This window comes from Campylobacter sp. CNRCH_2015_1657, assembly GCF_025772685.1.
In the GTDB taxonomy this organism is placed as follows: Bacteria; Campylobacterota; Campylobacteria; order Campylobacterales; family Campylobacteraceae; genus Campylobacter_D; species Campylobacter_D lari_D.
In genome coordinates this window covers 33,738-55,886 of sequence record NZ_JAKMSO010000007.1, presented here as the reverse complement: position 1 = coordinate 55,886, position 22,149 = coordinate 33,738, and the positions used below count along the sequence as shown (strand labels likewise).

General features: G+C 28.9%; 19 protein-coding genes and 1 pseudogene. 10 read left to right on the top strand and 10 right to left on the bottom strand.

All coding sequences use genetic code 11. The features are described from left to right. Positions 1-12 precede the first annotated feature (12 nt). Positions 13-1,527 carry an AAA family ATPase gene (locus tag L8X27_RS05900; RefSeq protein ID WP_133319216.1) on the bottom strand — a complete coding sequence of 505 codons (1,515 nt, stop codon included), beginning with the start codon at positions 1,525-1,527 and terminating at the stop codon, positions 13-15. Continuing rightward, positions 1,527-2,357, bottom strand: coding sequence for an NAD(+)/NADH kinase (locus L8X27_RS05895; protein ID WP_133319217.1), 831 nt, complete (start codon positions 2,355-2,357; stop codon positions 1,527-1,529). Before L8X27_RS05895 ends, L8X27_RS05900 begins: the two co-directional genes overlap by 1 nt. A gap of 85 nt (positions 2,358-2,442) precedes the next feature. Here L8X27_RS05895 and aspS point away from each other — a divergent pair, with 85 nt between their 5' ends. The 9 genes and pseudogenes from aspS (at position 2,443) to L8X27_RS05850 (ending at position 12,730) form a co-directional block, all read left to right on the top strand. Beyond that, entirely contained in the window at positions 2,443-4,194 is a 1,752-nt protein-coding gene (aspS, locus tag L8X27_RS05890) for an aspartate--tRNA ligase (RefSeq protein ID WP_133319218.1), read from the top strand. After that, entirely contained in the window at positions 4,191-4,763 is a 573-nt protein-coding gene (locus tag L8X27_RS05885; protein ID WP_133319219.1) for an adenylate kinase, read from the top strand. Before aspS ends, L8X27_RS05885 begins: the two co-directional genes overlap by 4 nt. Before the next feature lie 10 nt (positions 4,764-4,773). Further along, positions 4,774-5,292 (top strand): inorganic diphosphatase, encoded by a 519-nt coding sequence (ppa, locus tag L8X27_RS05880; RefSeq protein WP_220566652.1) that lies wholly within the window; start codon positions 4,774-4,776, stop codon positions 5,290-5,292. A gap of 36 nt (positions 5,293-5,328) precedes the next feature. After that, a complete protein-coding gene (locus L8X27_RS05875; RefSeq protein ID WP_263671577.1) occupies positions 5,329-6,366 on the top strand; it encodes a hypothetical protein in 1,038 nt (345 codons plus the stop codon). 74 nt (positions 6,367-6,440) lie between these two features. After that, positions 6,441-9,053, top strand: a complete 2,613-nt coding sequence (locus tag L8X27_RS05870; protein ID WP_263671578.1) for a valine--tRNA ligase — start codon at positions 6,441-6,443, stop codon at positions 9,051-9,053. Positions 9,054-9,056: 3 nt separating this feature from the next. Continuing rightward, positions 9,057-10,013, top strand: coding sequence for a methionine ABC transporter ATP-binding protein (locus L8X27_RS05865; protein ID WP_263665861.1), 957 nt, complete (start codon positions 9,057-9,059; stop codon positions 10,011-10,013). A gap of 2 nt (positions 10,014-10,015) precedes the next feature. Further along, positions 10,016-10,672: pseudogene (locus L8X27_RS05860) on the top strand (methionine ABC transporter permease); the annotation flags it as partial. Positions 10,673-10,681: 9 nt separating this feature from the next. Further along, positions 10,682-11,887, top strand: a complete 1,206-nt coding sequence (locus L8X27_RS05855) for a glycosyltransferase (protein ID WP_263671579.1) — start codon at positions 10,682-10,684, stop codon at positions 11,885-11,887. 72 nt (positions 11,888-11,959) lie between these two features. Beyond that, positions 11,960-12,730: a MetQ/NlpA family ABC transporter substrate-binding protein gene (locus L8X27_RS05850; RefSeq protein WP_263671580.1), complete on the top strand. Its 771-nt coding sequence runs from the start codon at positions 11,960-11,962 to the stop codon at positions 12,728-12,730. A gap of 31 nt (positions 12,731-12,761) precedes the next feature. On the opposite strand, the gene L8X27_RS05845 is transcribed toward L8X27_RS05850, so the two are convergent. After that, positions 12,762-13,943: an acetate kinase gene (locus L8X27_RS05845; protein WP_263671581.1), complete on the bottom strand. Its 1,182-nt coding sequence runs from the start codon at positions 13,941-13,943 to the stop codon at positions 12,762-12,764. An 8-nt stretch (positions 13,944-13,951) separates the two neighbouring features. Beyond that, positions 13,952-15,421 (bottom strand): phosphate acetyltransferase, encoded by a 1,470-nt coding sequence (pta, locus tag L8X27_RS05840; protein WP_318529411.1) that lies wholly within the window; start codon positions 15,419-15,421, stop codon positions 13,952-13,954. A gap of 85 nt (positions 15,422-15,506) precedes the next feature. Between pta and flgH the strand changes: the two genes are divergently transcribed. Then, entirely contained in the window at positions 15,507-16,208 is a 702-nt protein-coding gene (gene flgH, locus L8X27_RS05835) for a flagellar basal body L-ring protein FlgH (RefSeq protein ID WP_133319229.1), read from the top strand. A 14-nt stretch (positions 16,209-16,222) separates the two neighbouring features. Here the strand turns inward: flgH and L8X27_RS05830 are convergent, their stop codons facing one another. The 6 genes from L8X27_RS05830 to L8X27_RS05805 are packed head-to-tail and all read right to left on the bottom strand — an operon-like array spanning position 16,223 to position 22,041. Beyond that, the gene (locus tag L8X27_RS05830) at positions 16,223-17,623 is read right to left on the bottom strand and encodes a Mur ligase family protein (protein WP_263671582.1); all 1,401 of its coding nucleotides are present in this window, start codon (positions 17,621-17,623) and stop codon (positions 16,223-16,225) included. Next, a complete protein-coding gene (locus L8X27_RS05825) occupies positions 17,616-18,359 on the bottom strand; it encodes an alpha/beta fold hydrolase (RefSeq protein WP_263665856.1) in 744 nt (247 codons plus the stop codon). The genes L8X27_RS05830 and L8X27_RS05825 overlap by 8 nt, the downstream gene beginning before the upstream one ends. A 2-nt stretch (positions 18,360-18,361) precedes the next feature. After that, entirely contained in the window at positions 18,362-18,577 is a 216-nt protein-coding gene (locus tag L8X27_RS05820) for a type II toxin-antitoxin system Phd/YefM family antitoxin (RefSeq protein WP_087699049.1), read from the bottom strand. Positions 18,578-18,579: 2 nt separating this feature from the next. Next, complete coding sequence (locus L8X27_RS05815) at positions 18,580-19,620, bottom strand: D-alanine--D-alanine ligase (protein WP_263671583.1); 1,041 nt, start codon at positions 19,618-19,620, stop codon at positions 18,580-18,582. A gap of 16 nt (positions 19,621-19,636) precedes the next feature. Next, entirely contained in the window at positions 19,637-20,188 is a 552-nt protein-coding gene (gene ruvA / locus L8X27_RS05810) for a Holliday junction branch migration protein RuvA (RefSeq protein WP_220566641.1), read from the bottom strand. Then, positions 20,185-22,041, bottom strand: coding sequence for a FapA family protein (locus L8X27_RS05805; RefSeq protein ID WP_263671584.1), 1,857 nt, complete (start codon positions 22,039-22,041; stop codon positions 20,185-20,187). The genes ruvA and L8X27_RS05805 overlap by 4 nt, the downstream gene beginning before the upstream one ends. Positions 22,042-22,149 lie beyond the last annotated feature (108 nt).

The following is a 22,149-nucleotide window of genomic DNA, read 5'->3' as shown; positions in this document are numbered from 1 at the left end:
TACTTTTTGTTTTTAAAGCAAAGTTCTAGTAAATTCTAAAGCTTCTTGGGTAATATTTTCCCCGCTTACCATTCTAGCAAGTTCTTTTACTCTTTCTTCTTTTTCTATCTTTCTTACCCTACTTTCATTTCCTATTTTTTCTACTAGGAAGTGATTGCTTGCTTTTGATGAAAGCTGTGGTAAGTGTGAAATTGCAAAAATTTGATAAAACTTAGCAAGCTCTTTTAAAACTTCAGCTATACTCATTGCTTCTTTACCACTTAAATTTGCATCAATTTCATCTAAAAATATTATCCCACTAGCTTTATTAGTAACATTACATTCAGTTGCGATAAAAGAAAGTCTTAAACGATTTATCTCACCTGAGCTTAAATTTTTCAAACTAGCTTCATTTATATTTAAATTCACTTCATCTTTACCTAAAATACTCAAAGCACAATCTTTAAGCTCTAATTTAATCTCTTTCATATAAAGTTTTTCAAGATAAAAATTAAGTAATTTCTCAAGCTCTTTTAATCTTTTTTTGCGCAAAGTACTTAATTTTTGGCTTTTCTCATCTAAAAGTATTTTAGCATTTTGCACTTTCTCTTCTAATTCTTTTTTTTCAAAACTTAAATTTTCATAATGAGCTAATTCTGCTTTTTTCTTCTCTAAAGCTTCTAAAGCTTCTTCTATACTTCCATATTTTGAAATCAAAGAAGAAAGTTTTTCTATCCTATCAAGCACTTCTTCTATATCAAAATCAAAATCATCAAAACTTTGATTTTCCCACACCACCCTTAGTTCATTTAAACACTCTGAAAAAAATGAACTATCAACATCACTAATTTGCAAAGCTTCAATCACTGCTGATTCTAATTCAAAAATTTTGCTTGCCCTGTTCCAAGCTGCATCAATTTTGTCTTTTTTAGAAAGCCTTTTTTTTAAACTCATCAACTCATCAAATTCGCCTATTTTTGGGTTAATACTTTGGATTTTTTGTATTTCAAAGCTTGTAAATTCTTTTAATTCTTCTACCTTTTTTTCTTCTTCTTGAATTTTTTCTAATTTAATTTTATTTTCTATATATTCTTTATAAACATTTTTATATTCATTTAAAAAATCTTTAAATTTCTTATCTTCTTTTGATTGCATAAAATCAAGTAAGTTTAAAAATCTTTCATTTGAAAACTCATTATTTTCCTTAGCTGAAAGATATTTTACAAATTTCTTAGAAAGTAAGGCTAAATTCTTTTTTGAAATAAGTTGATTATTGACAAAATAACGCGAGCTTTTATCTTTTAAAAGTTTAAATACATTTAATTCTTCATTTTCAATGCCAAACTCATCTAATTCAAGCTCATCATTTAATAAAACTTCCACCATTTTAGCTTCGCTCTCACTTAAAGCAAATGCTGCTAAAATAGCCTTAAAAAGCACAGACTTTCCAGCACCACTTAAACCAGTAAAGACAGTAAGCCCCACTTCTAAGTCTAATTTTGCTTGTTTAAAACCTAAATTTTCTTTGATTAAAATACTTTCTATCATCACTTACCCCAATTTAACTTTTCTTTTAAAACTTGGAAATAATCTCTATCTTTTTTATGTATAAAACTAAGTTCTTTTTTACTAAGTCCTATAAGAATTTTATCATATTCTTTAGGATCAACCACTTCTTGCCCGTCTAAATACAACAAACAATGCTCAACTTTTAGCTCAAGCTCGAAACCATAAGGCAAAACTATAGGCCTTTGAGTTAGAGAATGAGAACAAACCGGAGTTAGAACAAAAATTTCACTCCAAGGATGTACTATAGGCCCACCTGCGCTAATATTATAAGCAGTTGAACCACTTGAACTAGCTATAATCAAACCATCTCCATAATAAGCATTAAAAAGTTTATTTTCAAAAAAAACTTCCACATTTGCCATTAAAGCATTATCACGAGAAAAAACCGCGTCATTAAAAGCAAATTTTTTAATGATTTTATTCTTTTTACAAAGCGTTATTTGAAGCATTTTAGCTTTTTCTATTTTAAAATCATTTTTAAAAAAATCTTTAAAAAAACTTTCTACTTCATTAAAAGAAAAAGCAGTTAAAAAACCTAAATTTCCTGCATTTATCCCTAAAATAGGCTTTTTTGCTTGATAAGCTTGCCTACATAAAGACAAAAGCGTGCCGTCCCCACCTAGAGAAATTAAAAAATCTAATTTCTGTAAATCTTTAAGATTATTTTTTTTCTGATCTAATAGCACAAGCTCTATATTTTTTTGCAAAAAAATTGTTTTTAAAAAAGCAATTTGCTCATTTAAATTTGTATTTAACCTGCAAAATAAGCCTACTTTTTGAATTTTTTCTATATTTATACATTTTTTCATAAAAAAATTATAACAAAACTTAGCTAAGCAAAAGAATAAAATACTATAATAACAAAATTGAACAAAATTAAGCTAAGGAAAAATTTTGAGAACTCATTATAATACAGAGCTTAACATACAAAATGTTGGCGAGGAAGTAACATTATGTGGTTGGGTAAATTCTTACCGTGATCATGGAGGTGTAATTTTTATCGATCTTAGAGATCGTAGCGGACTTATACAATTAGTATGTGATCCAGCAGATAATCAAGAAGCACATAATATAGCTTCATCAGTAAGAAATGAATATGTTTTAATAGCACAAGGAAAAATTCGCCCACGCGGTGAAGGACTTGTAAATCCAAAATTAAAAACCGGAGAAATAGAAGTTGTTATAAATAAACTTACTATTGAAAATGAAAGTGCTGTAGTACCTTTTGCTATAGGCGATGAAAGTGTAAATGAAGAATTAAGATTGAAATATAGATTTTTAGATTTAAGAAGCAAAAAACTTTATGATAATTTTGCTCTAAGATCAACTGCTTGTATAGCAACAAGAAATTCTTTAGCAAAAATGGGATTTTTAGAGGTTGAAACCCCTATTTTAACCAAAGCTACCCCAGAAGGCGCAAGGGATTATTTAGTACCATCACGCGTACATCAAGGTGAATTTTATGCCCTACCTCAAAGCCCTCAGCTTTTCAAACAACTTTTAATGTGTTCAGGATTTGATAGATATTTTCAAATTGCAAAATGTTTTAGAGATGAGGATTTAAGAGCAGATCGCCAACCTGAATTTACTCAAATAGACATAGAAATGAGTTTTTGTGAGCAAAAAGATATCATAGCCATGGCAGAAAATTTACTTAAAGATATTTTCAAAGCTTGCGGAAAAGAAATTAGCATACCTTTTAGACAAATGAGTTACAAGGAAGCTATGGAAAATTATGGCTCTGATAAACCTGATTTAAGATTTGATATGAAATTTATTGATGTGATTGATATTTTTGCAAAATCAAATAATGAAATTTTTGCAAATATTGCAAAAGACACGAAGAAAAATCGCATTAAAGCTTTAAGAGTTCCAAAAGGCGATACGATTTTTTCTAAACGCCAAATGCAAAGATTTGAAGAATTTGTGCGTAAATTTGGAGCAGCAGGACTTGCATTTATACAAATGAAAGAAGATGGTCCTAAAGGCCCACTTTGTAAATTCTTTAGCGAAGAGGACTTAAATGCTTTAATCCAAAGATGTGAATTAGAAGTTGGTGATGTAGTATTTTTTGGCGCAGGGATTAAAAAAACTGTGCTTGATTATATGGGCAGATTTAGATTATTCCTTGCCGATGAAATGAAAATTATCGATGAGGATAAATTAGAATTCTTATGGGTTATTGATTTTCCTATGTTTGAGCAAAATGATGATGGAAGCTATTCTGCAATGCACCATCCATTTACTATGCCAAAAAATATTGATGAGCAAGACTTAGAAGAAATTAATTCTATTGCACATGATGTGGTGTTAAATGGTGTAGAATTAGGTGGTGGTAGTATAAGAATTCACAAAAGTCCTATCCAACAAAAAGTATTTAAGCTTTTAAATATTGATGAAGAAGAACAAAGAAAGAAATTTGGCTTCTTACTTGATGCATTAAGTTTTGGAGCGCCACCACATGGTGGTATAGCAATAGGCCTTGATAGACTTATCATGCTTTTAACAAAATCTTCAAGTATTAGAGAAGTTATAGCATTTCCTAAAACACAAAGAGCACAATGTCTTATGACTCAAGCTCCAAGCGAAGTAAGCAATGAACAAATGAGAGAACTAGGTATAAGATTAAGGGAGAATACTAAATGAAACAATTATTTTTAATCATAGGCGCACCAGGTAGTGGTAAAACAACCGATGCAAGCATTATAGCTACAGATGATGCAAATATTACTCATTATTCTACAGGTGATTTGCTAAGAGCAGAAGTGGCTAGTGGAAGCGAACTTGGAAAGACTATTGATAGTTTTATTTCTAAAGGAAATTTGGTTCCTTTGGAAGTGGTAGTTAATACTATCATCACTGCTTTAAAAAATGCACCAACTAATACTATATTAATAGATGGTTATCCAAGAAGTGTTGAGCAAATGCTTGAGTTTGATAAGGTATTAAAAAATCAAAGTGAAGTAATTTTAAAAGGTGTGATAGAAGTTAAAGTTAGCGAAGAAGTTGCTAGAGAAAGAGTTTTAGGGCGTGCTAGAGGTGCTGATGATAACGAAGAAGTTTTTAATAATAGAATGAAAGTTTATTTAGAACCTTTAGAAGAAATAACAAATTTTTATACTAAAGAAAATATCCACCATGTAATCAATGGTGAAAGAAGTATTGAAGCTATCGTAGCTGATATGAAAAATTTAATCAATGATTTATTAAAATAAAGGATAAAAAATGGATATTAGCAAAATCAAAGTTGGAGAAGTACCAAATAAACTTAATGCAGTTATTGAAATTCCTTATGGATCAAACATTAAATACGAACTTGACAAAGAAAGCGGAGCCATCATGGTTGATCGCGTGATGTATTCAGCTATGTTTTATCCAGCAAACTATGGTTTTATACCAAATACTCTTGCAGATGATGGCGATCCTATTGATATTTTAGTATTAAATGAATACCCTATCCAAGCAGGAGCTGTGATTCCTTGTCGTTTAATAGGGGTATTATTAATGGAAGATGAAAGCGGTATGGATGAAAAATTACTTGCTGTTCCTGTAAGTAAAATAGATCCAAGATATGATAATATTAAATGTTTAGATGATTTACCAAAAGCAAGCCTAGATAAAATCAAAAATTTCTTTGAAACATATAAAATGCTTGAGCCAAACAAATGGGTAAAAGTAAAAGAATTTGCAGGTATTGAAAAAGCAAGTGAAATTTTAGAAAATTCTATTAAAAATTATAAATAATCAAAGTCCTTTTGAGGACTTCACAAAGGATAAAAAATGAAAAGTATTATTGCTTTTAGTATAGCTTTTGTGGTGCTAATAGGCGCTAGTATTGGTTTTTATATGTGGTATTTTGAAGATGATTCAAATACTTATGTATATGATTATAAAAAAAGTAGTTCTTATCAAAGCTACACTCCGCCAAGTACTCAATACAATCAAGAAAGAAATAATATAAGTGATAATACTTATTATCCATCACAACAAATAAATCCGGAGTCTTTAAAAGAAGAAACTCCGGCACAAAATAATCCTACCATAGATGAAAATACAAGCACTCAAGAAGTCGCGCCAACAACCCAAACAAATATAGCTGAAGTTTCTAAAAATGAAACTATTACTCCTAAAGTAGCCCAAGAAGAACAAAAAGTTCTCGTTGAAAACAACAAACAAACAAGCATAAAAAAAGAAAAAACAACAAAATATAAAAATACTATGCAAGAATACATTACAAAAGGTAAAACTAGCAGATATGAACCAAGATTAAGTAATGATTTTGTTAAAGTTTATGTATTGGATGGAAAAAGTTTAAGTGATTATAGGGTTGATATGTTAAAAGAAATGATTAATCCTGTTAAAATTAATTCTCAAGATTACAATTTAACTATTTTTATCGATATGCTTTCAAATGACAATATGAAACTAAGCATATATAATAAAGATATTGTTTTTGCTAAAAATAAGAAAAAATACAATTATGTAGATGTTAAAATTTCTGATTTGAAATTTTTATTTGAAAGAAATGGATATAGTGAATACAGCAATGAAAATCTACTTGAAAAAATCAATCAAAATCTAGCAAGAGAAGATATACTCAAAAGAGTTAAAATTCAAGGTTATGCAGACGATAGAGGTAGTACTTTTGCAAACTATATGATAGGATTAAATAGAGCAATGAACGTGGCTAAACATTTCTTTAGTTTTACTGAGGTTATAGAAATAGAATCTTTAGGAAAAGATACCTATCCTACTAAAGATAAGTCTGATTCTCAAAGACAAAATAATCGTAAAGTAGAAATTAGTTTTTATAACTAATTTCTAAATTTCAAAACTTCTTTAACAATTTTAAGCTAACATAACAATTTATTTTCATTCTCAAGGTAGCAATTATGTATGATAAATCACTAGAAAAAGAATATTATAAAATTTGCGAAGAACGCGGATATTTTGAAATCAATGGTAATGAAAAAATTCAAGAAAAAGGTAAAAACTTTTGTATTATGATGCCACCGCCTAATGTAACAGGTGTTTTGCATATAGGTCATGCTCTAACTTGTACTTTACAAGATATCACAACGCGTTATAAAAGAATGGATGGTTATAAAACTCTTTATCAGCCAGGACTTGATCATGCAGGGATTGCAACACAAAATGTTGTTGAAAAACAACTTTTAGCTCAAGGCATTAAAAAAGAAGAACTCGGTAGAGAAGAATTTATAAAAAAGGTGTGGGAATGGAAAGAGCAAAGCGGTGGTACCATAGTTAAGCAAATGCGAATTTTGGGTATCACTCCTGCTTGGAGTCGTTTGCGTTTTACTATGGATGAGGGTTTGGTAAATGCAGTAAAAAAAGCTTTTGTAGATCTTTATGATAAAAAGCTTATTGTGCGTGGAAATTACATGGTAAATTGGTGCACTCATGATGGAGCATTAAGCGATATAGAAGTAGAACACAAAGAAAATAAAGGAAAATTATATTATTTAAAATATTTCTTAGAAAATTCTCAAGAATATATCGTAGTAGCCACCACAAGACCAGAAACTTATTTTGGTGATAGTGCTGTGATGGTTAATCCAAACGATGAAAGATTTAAGCATTTAATAGGCAAAAATGTCATTTTACCTTTAATAGATAGAAAAATTCCTATTATTGCTGATGAGCATGTGGATATGGAATTTGGTACAGGCTTTGTGAAAGTAACCCCAGCACATGATCATAATGACTATGAAGTAGGCTTAAGACATAAACTTGAATTTATTACCATCTTTGATGAAAAAGGTATCTTAAATGAACATTGCTTGCATTTTAAAGGCTTAGAAAGATTAGAAGCAAGAAATATTATTATAAAAGAATTACAAGAAAAAGGTTTTGTTGAAAAAATAGAAGATTATACTAATCAAGTAGGATATTGCTATCGTTGTAAAAATGTGGTTGAGCCATATATTTCTAAACAATGGTTTGTAAAAAATGAAATCGCAAAAGAAAGTATAGAAAAAGTTAATCTTGGTGGAAGTAAATTCTACCCTGCACATTGGATTAATAGTTTTAATGCTTGGATGAGGGATTTAAAAGATTGGTGTATTTCAAGACAACTTTGGTGGGGTCATCAAATTCCTGTGTATTACTGTAAATGCTCTCATGAATGGGCAAGCGAAGAAACTCCAAGTCAATGCCCAAAATGCCAAAGCACTAATTTCAAACAAGATCCTGATGTTTTAGACACTTGGTTTTCTTCAGGTCTTTGGGCTATGAGTACTTTAGGTTGGGGTAATAAAGACTGGGGTAAAAATACACTTTGGCATGAAGATGATTTAAAAGACTTTTATCCAAATTCTTTATTAATCACTGGTTTTGATATTTTATTTTTCTGGGTTGCTAGAATGATGTTTCAAAGCACTAATGCCTTAGGTGAACTTCCTTTTAAAGATATATATTTGCATGCTTTGGTTAAAGATGAGCAAGGTAGAAAAATGAGTAAGTCTTTAGGTAATGTCATTGATCCTGTGCAAAGTGTGGATGAATATAGTGCTGATATCTTGCGTTTTACTCTTGCTCTTTTAGCTATCCAAGGTAGAGATATAAAGTTAAGTAATGACAAACTCATACAAGTTAGAAATTTTACCAATAAGCTTTATAACGCAAGTAAATTTTTACTCTTAAATGAAGAAAAATTTGAAGATTTAGATAAAAGCAAAATTCAAACTAACTTAGCAAAATACATGCTATCTCGTTTTGAAGTATGCGTAAAAGAAACAAGAGAAAATTTAGACAACTACCGTTTTAATGATGCGGCAAATACTTTGTATAGATTTTTCTGGGATGAATTTTGTGATTGGGGGATTGAGCTTAGTAAGGCTGAAAAATCAAGCATAAAAGAGCTTGGAAGTATTTTTAAAGAAGCATTAAAGCTTTTAAATCCTTTTATGCCATTTATTAGTGAGCATTTATACCATGAGTTAAGTAAAACTTCTATCCAAACTCATGAATCTATAATGATTTCAAAATATCCTAAATTTAATTCTAGAAATGAAAAAATAGAAAAATTATTCAATATCATTATAGAAAGTATAGTGAGTTTACGCCGTGCAAAAACCTTAGTAGAACTTGCAAATGCAAAAATTCAAAAAGCTTGTATAAAATTAAACGATGAGAGTTTAATGGCTGAGTTAAAAAATTACACTAATTTCATCTCAACACTTGCAAAATGTGAAAACATCGAGTTTATCAATACAAATTTGGAAAAATCCATTAGAGATGTAAGCGAGAATTTAGAAGTATTTATACCAACTCAAGATCTTGATTTAAGCGGTGTTTTAAATAGACTTAATAGTCAAAAAACAAAACTTGAAAAAGAATTTAACAAGCTAGATGCTATGATGAAAAATGAAAAATTTATCTCTAATGCACCTGCTGCGGTTGTTGAGCAAAATAAAACTCAACTTGAAAATATTAAAGCTCAACTTGAAAAAATCAATGATGAAATTTCTAATTTAGAAGGCTAATAAGTGATAAAAATACAAAATCTTAAAAAATATTATGGCAAAGAACTAGTTATAAACGATGTTTCTTTAGAAGTTAAAGAAGGAGAAATTTATGCTCTTGTTGGACATAGCGGGGCAGGAAAATCAACTTTGCTAAGATGTATTAATGGTTTGGAAAATTATCAAAGCGGTAGTGTGGAAGTTTTTGGTAAAGAAATAGCTACTTTAAAAGAAAAAGAGTTAAGAGTATTTAGAAAAGATATAGGAATGATTTTTCAGCATTTTGCACTTATGAGTAGAAAAAATGTATTTGAAAATGTAGCTATGCCTTTAGAAATTCATAATTTTGACAAAAGTACAATTCAAAAAAGAGTTAATGAGCTTTTAGATCTTGTGGGACTTTTAGCCAAAAGCAAGGCATATCCAAATGAACTAAGTGGTGGGCAAAAACAAAGAGTAGCCATAGCCAGAGCCCTTGCTTTAAATCCTAAAATTTTACTAAGTGATGAAGCTACTTCTGCGCTTGATCCAAATACTACAAATAATATTTTAGAACTTATTGCCACAATCAATCAAGAATTTAACATCAGTGTAGTATTAGTAACTCATGAAATGGAAGCAGTAAAACAAATAGCACAAAAGGCTGTATTGCTAGAGCATGGACAAATTATAGGTCAAGGGAAAATTGAAGATTTATTCTTAAAACCAAGTGAAAAAATGCGTGAATTCTTAGGTGAGAGTGATTTTTTACCACAAAATGGAGTTAATGTGCGTTTATATTTTTGCAAAGAAAAAGCAAACCAAAGCATTATCACTCATATGGCTAGAAGTTTAAATATTGATTTTAATATAGTTTGGGGTAAGATAGAAAAACTAAACAACAATGCTTTAGGAAATTTGGTAATCAATATAGAAGCCAAAGATCAAGAAAGAGTTTTAAATTATTTACAAGAAAATGGCGTTATTTGGGAGCTTGTGTAATGAACTTAGAAACAATTTTAAGAAATTTTGAAAATATACTTTATCCGGCATTACTAGAAACTCTTTATATGAGTTTTACAGCCACTTTTTTAGCCTTTTTAATCGCGCTTATCCCTGCAATTGTACTTACTGTTACTGATAAAGGTGGCTTATGTGAAAATAAAAGCATTTATAGCGTGCTTGATTTTATTATCAATATTTTAAGATCTTTTCCATTTTTAGTACTTATTGTAGTTTTAAGTCCTTTTACAAAATATCTCATTGGTATTAGCATAGGAACAACTGCTACCATAGTACCACTTACCATAGGAATTGCGCCTTATTTAGCCAAAATGATAGAAAGTGCTTTTAAAGAAATTGATCCTGCTATCATTGAAGCAGCAAGATCTTATGGAGCTAGTAAAGCACAAATTATCTTTAAAGTTATGTTTAGCGAGGCTTTACCAAGTATTATTAATGGTATTACTTTAATTTTGATTATTGTTATTGGTTTTTCTGCTATGGCAGGAACTGTTGGTGGTGGTGGTTTGGGTGATGTGGCTATTCGCTATGGTTATGAGCGCTTTAGAACTGATATTATGATTCAAACTGTTGTGATTTTAATTATACTAGTGCAAATCATACAATTTATAGGAAATATTCTTTATAAAATCACCAAAAGATAAACAATGAAGCATAAACTTGGTATTTTACTAGCTGCGACTAAAAATTCAAGCTTTACCATAGGAACCTTGCTCATTAATATCATGGATGTTATGGGTGAAAAGGTAGATGTGTTTTACATTTTACATGATGGTTTTAGCTTGAACGATCAAAATATCATGCAAAAAATTGTTAAAAACAAAACAATTAAATTTATTCTTTTTACCCAAGAAGATTTTTTAACCACTCTTGATAAAAATCAAAACGATATTAATAATTTATTTTTCTTAAAAAGATGGACGCATATGGCTTTTGCAAGATTTGAAGCTTTTAGGTTTTTAGATGAATGCGAAAGTATTATCTATCTTGATTTTGATGTTTTACTTTTAAAAAGTATAGATGAACTTAGTAAATTAAGAGCTAGAAAATATCATTTTGGTGCAAGATTAGGTAAAACTTTACTTCTTGAAAGCTTACCTACAAAAAAAGAGTATCATCAAAAACGTACATATTTAACTGGAATTTTAGTCTTTACCGATCTTATACCAAATCCTTTAAAATGCTATCAATTTATATATAAACATTTAAACGAAAACATTCATAATTTAAACGATCAAGGATTGTTTACACTACTAGCACTAGAATACAAATTTAAAATAAAAGATTTAAAAGATACTTATAATGGAAATATTGATTATAGAACTAACTTATCACAAAATGCTTCTATAACACATGCAGAAGGTAGCAACAATCGTTTTTGGAATAATATTTTATGCAATCAAACATGGCCTAAATGGCAAGAATACTATGAAAAATGGTTAAAATTTGGAGGAAGTAAATATTTAGATGGAATAAAAGCTACTAATACTCAAGCAAAAGCAAGAGTAAGATATCATTTATCATACAAACTAGGTTATGCCTTTATAGAGTGTGCTAAGAATAAGAAAAAAATTCCTTTTTTACCTTTTACTCTACTAAAGATTTATTACAAACACACAAAACTAGCTAAGCAATACCAAAAAGATTTGAAAACAAAACCTTACCTTAAACTTCCACCTTTATCAAGCTATGATGATTACAAAAGCGAAGGTATTAAAAATCAAAATACTTATTCTTATAAAATTGGAAAAGCCCTTATTAATGCTCAAAAAAGTTGGTATAAAGGTGGTTATATAAAATTTATAAAAGAACTTAAATGCTTTTCTAAAGAATATAAAAACAAACAAAAATAAAACTTTTCTCATCTTATTAATATTTTTACAATATAATCAAACATTTTAAAAAACTATAAAAAAGGAGTTAATATGAAATTGTTAAAACTGCTCGCTGCAAGCACAATTTTAGGTGCAAGTTTATTTGCTAATGAAGTTATCACTGTAGGTGCAACACCTGTGCCTCATGCTGAAATTTTAGAACAAACTAAAGATTTATTAAAAAAAGAAGGTTACACATTAGAAATTAAAGAATTTAATGACTATGTTTTACCAAATCTTAGTACAGATAGTAAAGAACTTGATGCGAATTTCTTCCAACACCAACCTTATTTGGATGAGTTTAATGCCAATAAAGGCACAAAATTAATTAGCGTTGCAAAAGTTCACATCGAACCAATGGCTGTTTATTCTAAAAAATATAAAAATATCCAAGATCTTCCACAAAATGCTACTATAGCTGTACCAAATGATCCGACAAATGAAAGCAGAGCTTTAGATATTATCGCTAGTACTAAACTAGTTAGTTTTAAAAATATCGCATTAAAAACTCCACTTGATATTAAAGATAATCCAAAAAATATCAAATTTAAAGAGTTAAAAGCAGCACAACTTCCAAGAGCTTTAGATGATGTTGATTTTGCAGTGATTAATTCAAACTATGCTTTATCGGCAAATTTAAATCCTGTAAAAGATTCTATTTTAATAGAAAGCAAAGAAAGTCCTTATGCAAACATCTTAGTAACTACTCAAGATAATAAAGATAATCCTAAAATCAAAGCTTTAATAAAGGCTTTGCAAAGTCAAAAAGTAAAAGATTTTATCAATGAAAAATACCAAGGTGCCGTAGTTCCTGCATTTTAAAACAAACCTTGAGTTTAAAACTCAAGGTTATTTATTTTTTAATAAGTTCTGTGGTAATTTTAGCTATTTCTAATTCTTCTTCTGTTGGAACAATTAAAATTTTAATTTTAGAGTCTTTTTTACTAATCTCACCATTTCTAAGTTGTGTATTTTTATCTAAATCTATATCAAATCCCAAATGTGCTAGTCTTTGACAAACTTTTGCTCTAACAATATTATCATTTTCTCCAATACCAGCTGTAAAAATCAACGCATCGACTCTAGGTAAAATCGCAAAATATGAGCCAATATATTTACTCAAACGATAACAAAACATATCAAGAGCAAGTCTTGCTTTTTCGTTATTTTCTTCAATTTGCGCTTCAATATCTCTAAAATCATTAAACCCGCAAATTCCATAAACACCACTTTTTTTATTCATTATAGTATCTAAATCAGATGGATTTAAATTTAATTCTTTTGCTAAAAATGGCAATACAGCAGGATCAATATCACCACATCTAGTTCCCATAATCAAACCTTCTAGTGGAGTAAAGCCCATAGAAGTATCTACGCATTTTCCATTTTCTATAGCACAAACACTCGCACCATTTCCAAGGTGAGCACTAATTGCATTAAATTCATTAATATTTTTACCAAGTATATGTGCAGCTTGTTTACTTACATAAGAATGTGAAGTACCATGAAAGCCGTATTTTCTAACTTGGTGTTTTTCATAAAACTCATAAGGCAAAGCATACATATAAGCATAATCAGGCATGCTTTGATGAAAAGCTGTGTCAAAAACTGTCACATTGGGAACTTTTGGAGCTGCTTTTATCATAGTTTTAATACCTATTAAATGTGCAGGATTATGTAAAGGTGCTATATGAGAAACTCTATCAATTTCTTTTAAAATTTCATCATCTACTAAACAATGTTTAGTTAAATTTGGACCTCCATGAACTATCCTATGTCCACACCCATCAAGCTCATTTAAATCATGTAAAATTCCACTTTGAGCAAATAATTCATTTACCAATTCAATACCTTGCTCATGATCTTTAATTGCTAATTCTTTTTGGTATTTTTGACCACTTTTTAGATCTTTTAGTTCTATTTTAGAGCTTTGCTCGCCTATTTTTTCTACTAAACCAGATGCTAGGGCTTCATCTTTTTCAAAAAGCTTAAATTTAATTGAAGATGAACCTGAATTTAAAACTAATATTTTCATTTTTCTCCTTATTCTTGTGCTTGAATAGCACTTAAAATCACAGTATTAACAATATCTTCCACCAAGCAACCTCTACTTAAATCATTAATTGGTTTTTTAAGACCTTGTAAAATCGGGCCAATAGCTAAAGAATTTGCTGTTCTTTGTACTGCTTTATAGCAAATATTTGCCGCATTTAAATCAGGAAACACATATACATTTGCCTTTCCTGCTACTTTAGAATTTGGCATTTTACTTTTTGCTGTTAGCATATCATATGCTGCATCAAATTGTATAGGACCTTCTAGCTCAAGTTGAGGATATTTTTCTTTAGCTATTTTAGTAGCTTCTTTAATTGCATCCACGCTAACCCCGCTCCCACTATCTCCACTAGAATATGAAAGTAAAGCCACTTTAGGTTCAAGTCCAAAAGCCTTAGCACTATTTGCACTCACATAAGCAATTTCAGCAAGTTGTTCAGGGGTTGGATTTGGCATAACAGCGCAATCAGCAAAAACCAAAACCTTATCTTCTAAAGACATGAAAAACATACCAGAAACCAAACTCACATCAGGTTTTGTTTTGATAATTTGCAAAGCAGGACGAATAGTTTCAGCAGTAGTTGTACTTGCACCACTTACCATAGCATGGGCTTTTTGAGTATGCACAAGTAAAGTCGCAAAATAAGTTTTATCTTGCACGAGTTTTTTAGCTTCTTCTTTACTCATGCCTTTGCTTTTTCTAGCTTCATATAAAAGCTCTTCAAATTCTTCATTATATTGAGAATTTTTAGGATTTATAATACGCACACCATCGATATTGATATTTAAACTATTGGCTTTCGCACAAATTTCATTGCTATCACCTAGCAAAATCAAATCAACAATTTCATTTTGTATCAAAAATTCACTAGCTTTTAATACTCTTTCATCAAAACTTTCAGGTAAAACTACTATTTTTTTATCTGCTTTTGCTTTTTCAAAAAGCTCATAAGAAAATCTTGCCTGAGTTTTATAAGTATATTCTTGTAATAAATCTTGAGTAAGATCTTCATTTTCTTTTAACAAAACAAAGTCGCTAAGCTTTTGGCTTAGTAAAAAATTTAACATAATATGATTTTCATCTTGACTTTTTGCATACAATGGAGTGTTTAGCTCTTTAGCTAAGGCTATATTTAAACTTAAATCCCCCATCAAGCCAAAATCATCTACTCCAACTACTATAGTAAAATCATTTTCTTTTTTTGTTTTTTCAAAATCTTCAATAATTTTTTTAAAAAAATCATTTAAATTTTGAGTGAATTTACCTTGATACTCATTTTTTTCAAAACTACTAAAAAAATCTATTTTAAGATTTCTTTTTGTGCAAAATGAAGTAATTTTTTCTTTATTTTTTTCACAAAAAACAGGAAAGTAAAAAGCTATTTTACCTCGTACCTTTTCTAAACACTGCTGCAAAAATTTTTCATCAATGCAGTTTAATAAAAACATAGATTTCATTTTTTCCTCTTTATTTAACAAAATAATTGTTTTTTATAATATAATTATTTTAAAATTCATCATAATAATATAAGGTTATAAAGCTATGAAATTTAAAAATGTTAATTTTTACTTGTTACCTTTTGTAATGTTTGGCTGTAGTGCCACAGTTGATCCACATATTAATATGAAACCACCTACTTATGTAGAAGAACTAGCTCCTAAGCAAAATCATAATACTCAAAGCAATCCTGGATCGCTGTTTGGTAAAGGAGATAACCCTTTATTTTCTGATAAAAAAGCAATGAATGTAAATGACTTGGTAACCGTAGTCATTAGAGAAAATGCTACACAAAATTCACAAGGCTCTAAATCTACAAGCAAAAACAACAATGTAAATTTAGGTGGTGGACAAATAACTACAGGTGCTGGACTTAGCAAAGTTAGAGATTTTGTTAATGACTATACAAATATAGGCTATACCACAGCAAGTACTTCACAATATCAAGGCACAGGAAGCCAAACTAGAAGTGAAAATTTCCAAACTACAATTTCTGCTAGAGTAATTAAGGTTTTATCTAATGGAAATTATTTTATAGAAGGAAGTCGTGAGCTTTTAATCAATGGAGAAAAACAAATCATTCAACTAAGCGGGGTTATAAGACCTTATGATATTTCTCAAGATAATATGATAGATAGTAAATATATAGCTGATGCAAAAATTCTTTATAAAACTGAAGGCGATATAGACAAATCTACACGCAAGCCTTGGGGGACAAAATTTATGGAGACCATTTGGCCTTTTTAATAAGCTAAATGGTTTTACATAAAACTTGGTGCATCATTGGAAAATAAAATCAAATCCCCATTTTGAGTTAATCTTGATAAAGTTTGCACAAGTTGAGATTTTTCTTTCAATACATAAAAATCTAATGTGATATGTTTTTGTAAAATCACGCTATTAGCCTCTGAAGTAATAATCACAAAATCAAAACATTCATTAATAATTTTACATAATTTTATATTTTCTTCTTCATTAACTTCAACTATACCAGGAGTTACTAAAACTCTTCTTCCTTGATAGCTTTTACAAAGCTCATAGCTTTGACTCATACCCTTAAAATTTCCATTAAAGCCATCATCTATGATAAATTTAGGCTCTTTAGAAATCACTTGCAAGCGATGTTCTACTGCTTTTAAATTCGATACGTTTTTTGTAATATTTTCTATTTTTATTCCTAAATAATGTGCAAGCAAAATACACACGCTAATATTATAAGCATTAAAAGCACCTAGTAAATTTGCATGAAAGTCATAAATACTATCATCTAATCTTATTTTAAAATCTAAACCTTCTAAACTTGCCCTAACATCACTTAAATACTCATCATAAAATTCATTTTCATATAAGGTGCTTGAGTGTAAAAAGTATTTTTCTAAACGCTTGGATTTTAAAGCTTGCAACTTAGCTTTGCGGATATTATCTTGAGTTTTAAAATATTCCAAATGCGCCAAACCAATCTCACCTACTATGCAAATTTGAGGATTTAAAAACTCTGTAATTTCTAAAATATCATTTTGCTCTCTTGCACCAGCTTCTACGATATAAATTTCAGTATTATTTTCCAAATTTTCATTGATATCTTTTACTATACCCATAAAAGTATTAACACTTCTTGGAGTCTTATAGCACTTAAACTCATCTTTTAAAAGTTCGTATAAAAAATTTTTTATACTTGTTTTTCCAAAACTTGCAGTTATTAGAATAATTTTTAAATTTGGATTATCGCAAATCTTTTTACTTGCTTTTTTTATAAAACTTTTCTGATTAATTTTTTCCACAAAAAAGCTTAATAAAAATGTAACTACTAAAGCTTCTAAACCTATCCAAAAAAATGGCATAAATATCAAGCTAAAAAGTAACAAAAATAAAAAATAACGCTTAATCCTAGCAGTAAAAACTAGCTTTTTATCTAAATTTTTATATAAATATCCACCATATAGTAAAGATAGAGCAAAAACTATAAAATATAAATAAAAATTTCCACTATACAAAGAAAACACAAAAGCAAAATAAGGAATTATTAAAAAATACAAATGCCATAAGGGTTTGGAAAAGTGTAAAATTATGCGTGAAAATTTATAAGAGTACCATTGTAAGACTAAAATCAGATAAAATCCAAGTAAAAAATTCAAACTTAAAAAAGCTATCATACTAATCATTTTTTAAAAATTCCTCATGTATTTTTTCATTTATAAAATCAGCATGTTTTAAAAAGAAAAAATGATCCCCATCTAATGCAAAAAATTTCCCTTTTTGTGCTAAAGAATGGATAATTGCTCCGCTTTTTAAAGGTGTAGCCTTATCTTCATTACCCCAAAAAATTAAAATAGGATTTTTAAGCTTTTGAAATTCATTTTCTAAATTTTCATTAACAACCTTTTTAAAGGTTTCATACATCACTTCATTCATGCCTTGAGCGTCTTTACTAATAAAAAATTTCCTCCAAAAATCCCCATAAGGGAGATTTTTCAAAATTTTAAACAAGGCTATTTTAAACTTCACTTTAAAACTTTTTGGTAAAACCACGCCTGCACTAGAAAGCAAAATCAAACCTTGAAAATTAGCATTTTGGCACATAATAGTCGCAACTTTTCCGCCAAAAGAATGCCCCATTAAATAATCTGCTTTTTGCTCTATCGTAGTTAAAAAGTCTTCTACAACCTTTGCATAAGCATAAGAATCCATAGGTGCATCTATACTTGAATTTCCAAAACCAGGTAAATCTAAATAAATTTGCTTAAAATCACTCAAAGGCTTTTCAAAAGCTTGTTTCATAAGCTCTTTATTAGCACCCCAACCATGTAAAATAAGAATTATTTTTTCACATTTTGGATTGATGATTTCATAACTTAAATTATAAAAATACCCATTAGAATATACTCTAGTTTTTGCCATTTCTAGCCTTTTTTATCTTTGTAAATCTTTTCTAAAAGCATCACAGCTTCATTTAAACGCTCATATTCTTCAAAGTTCAAAAGTACAGCTTCAAATTTATTGTTTTTTACAATCACTACTCTACCATTTTCACTTTTTTTTGTTTTTTCAAGCATAGTGCTGAAATTTCTTACCACTTCAGTTGCAGTATAAATTTCATCTTTGCTAAAAGTAGCCATGATTATAGCTTACCTTTTTGTCCATTAATACTATGAATAAAAGCATAATCAATCTTAATTTGCTTTTCAAATTCTATATTTTTAGCTAGACTATTAATTACATTAGTAAAATCTTCAAATAAATAATTTGCTAAAGATCCTGGATTTGGATTGATCTCATTTAAATAAACCTCATCATCTATCACAAAAAAATCACAGCGAATCAAAGCTCCTTTAAATAAAGGATTATAAATTCTAGTAAAATTATCCCTTAATTTTTGTTTTAATTCTTCACTAATATTTGCTTCACTTACTTTAGAACTTTCTGAAAAACCTAAATATTTTTGTTCAAAATCTAAAATTTCATTTTTTCTAGGCTCTTCAATAATAGAAAATTCCATTTTTTCATCTATCATACAACCTGCTAAGTTATATTCTTTAATATTACTTACAAATTGTTCTACCACAACATCCTCATCAAATTCAAAAGCAACATCTTTGGCATACTTAAGCTCGCTTTCATCTTTAACTATGCTTATACCTATACTACTACCTAATCTTGCAGGCTTTAAAATACAAGGAAAATCCAAAGATACATTTTGCTCTTTATGCAAATTTAAAACCTTATAATCAAGTGTTTTCACCCCTACGCTTTGTGCATAAAGTTTAGTTAAAACCTTATTAAAAGATAAAACACTAGCTTCTATGCGTGGACCTATGTATTTTATACCATAAAAATCAAGCAAAGCAGCTATTTTACCATCTTCACCATCTTTTCCATGTATGATATTTATCGCTATATCAATGTCAAGTTTTTTCTCACCTAACATAGTTTTTATAAAAAACCCACCCTGCTTTAACACCAAGGCTTTTTCTTTTTTATAAGCACCGCTGCTAAAAGTTTTTGCATTCATTTTTTCTTCATCTATAAGAAAAAATTCCTTATTTTTATCACAAAATATAAATTTTTTTTGTGCTTTGAGTACTTTTTTTAATACCACAGCACTTACAATGCTAATTTCATGCTCATAAGAATTTGCGCCAAAAATTACACCATATATCATTATATTTTTCCTTTTATTATGCTAATTTTTTCAAAGCCTCTTTAATAAGCTCACTAGTATTTTTACTCTCACAAGTTCTTAAAACCTTTAAAATATTTTCTTGTTTAAAACCAAGTGAAAGTAAAGCTGCCAAAGCTTGTGCTTGGTCTTGATTGGAATTTTCTATATTGATTTTTGCATCACTTAACTCAGCTATAATTCTTTTTGCACTCTTTGGACCAATACCAGGAACCTTTTTAAATACACTCTCATCGCCACTTTGCAAAGCCGCATAAAAAGTATTAGTATCTAAGCTTGAGCAAAGTGCCATAGCAGTAGTTGCTCCTATACCACTAATTTTAATCAACAACTCAAACATTTTTTGCTCATTTATATCTAAAAATCCATATAATTTATGAGAGTCTTCTTTGATAATTTGTGTGATTAAAAACTCAACCTTTTGATCTTTTTCAAAATTACTTGAGCAAAAAAGCGAAACAAAAACACCATAACTTACCCCACTTGAAGTTTTCAAAACTACAAAAGTAGGTTCTTTTTTACTCACTATTCCTTCAATTGCCACTATCATTTAGTTTCTTCCTTGTAATTACTAATAGCACGAATTTCAAAAAGTTCCATCTCATTTTCTGTATTAATTTTTTGAAGCTCAAAACATTGAATTTTTTCTTCATCATGAGGATAATAGCTTAATTCTTTTCTAGGATTTAACAAAATGAATTTAATTTCATTTAAATCCATCCATTTTCCACTTTTATTAATAATCTTAGATTTTAAAAGTTTTTCTTGAATTTTCTTAAGCTTTTCTATGTTTGCTTTTTCTTCTTCTTTTAAAGATTCTATTTTATTGGCAAAAATACTTAGATTTTCAATCTTTTGATTAAAATCTTTAATAGTAGCTTTATAAGCTTGCGGTATAGCTCTTTTTGCACTCATTAATTCTTTTACTTTTTGCTGTAAAATTCGTATGGAGTCTTTACTTATATTGATTGTGTGTTTAGTCTCTTCTATTTCTTTAGCTAAATTTTCTTGTTCTTTTTTCAATCCATCAACATGTATTAGTATCTCTTCTCCGCTTTTTTCTTCTCCAAAAGTTTTAAGATCTTGAATTATAAATTTATTTCCACTACCTTGAATTTTTTCAACATGGATTAAACTTTTAGCACTACATAAACAATTTCCGCCGAGTTCTTGTATGTAAATTTCATCAGCAATAATCTCTCCACCCATAGCCTTTTTAATATTTACTTTTTTAGCCTTGATAGAGCCATTTTCCAAAGTTTCAGCAAAAACCTCCTCAGCCTCACAATATCCTCTTAAGATATTAACCTCAACCTTTTGTCCTATGATAGTGCTTTTATGATGCATATTGCCTTTAAGAATTATCTTTTTACCTCTTAAAACAGAATCTTGAGCCATATTACCAGTAACTTCTAATTCCTGAGCCTCAACAGTAATTCTAGGACCTATTGCATCTTCTAGAGTGTTTGTATTTTTAATCACAATAATAACTTGCTTATCAAAACCCGCCCAAATAGAACCTGTACTTTTAAAATCAACCTTACTAAATTCTAAATAATTTTCTATCTCATAAATGGATTTTCTTTGTATAATAAAACCATCTTTTTTAGCAATATATTTTATACTCTCATCATCTTCTTTAACTTCAAATTTATCAGAACAAATAACTTTTTCTTTATTTATTTTTGGTGGAAGTGCTTTTAAAATTTTAAATCTTAAATCCTTGCCATCGCTACCCTCTTTTGGCTTAATTCTCTCAATAGCCACCTCATCTTTTCCTATAGGCGCTACATAGTTTCTATTCATCACATCATTATACTTTTTTAGATTTTCTAAATAATGATATTTTATTTCTTCATTTGTAGGCTCTTGCGGATTAATTCCTTTACATACTTCAAATTCAACTTCAAAATCAAATTTTTGCTTTTCTTTAACTTTAGTATTAAAATCAATAATTTGCTTTTTAAAATCAAAAATTCTAAATCCAAGCAAATATTTTTCTTTTATCATCGCTTTATAAATAGCTTCTAAAAGCTCTAGTGCTAATTTATCATGAAAAGCAATAGTTTCACTAGCTCTAACGCTGGCTTTTAATAAAGTACAAAGCTCGTTAGTATGTAAACTAACTTCAAAAGTTGAAATGCGTGCAAATTTTTTAAAATAAATTTCTATTTTATATTCTTGTTCTATATTTAATTCATGATTTAAAAATTTCTCATCTTCTTCAAAAATTTTCAACTCTTTTTCATTAACTTTTATCCATTCTTGATTATCATAAGTATAAGAAGTACTAAAACTTAACAACCTAAAATCAAGTTCATCAACTTCACATTTATTTTCAGAAGCAAATATTAAAAGCTCTCTATAAGGGTCTTTAGTGTATAAAATTTTCTTTTCTTCCATAGCTTAAGCTTCCTTATTATATATAAAATTTTGATTTTAGCAAAAATAAAATCAAAATTTAGTTAAAATTAGCTCTATTAAAAATTTTATAATACTCAAACTAATGTT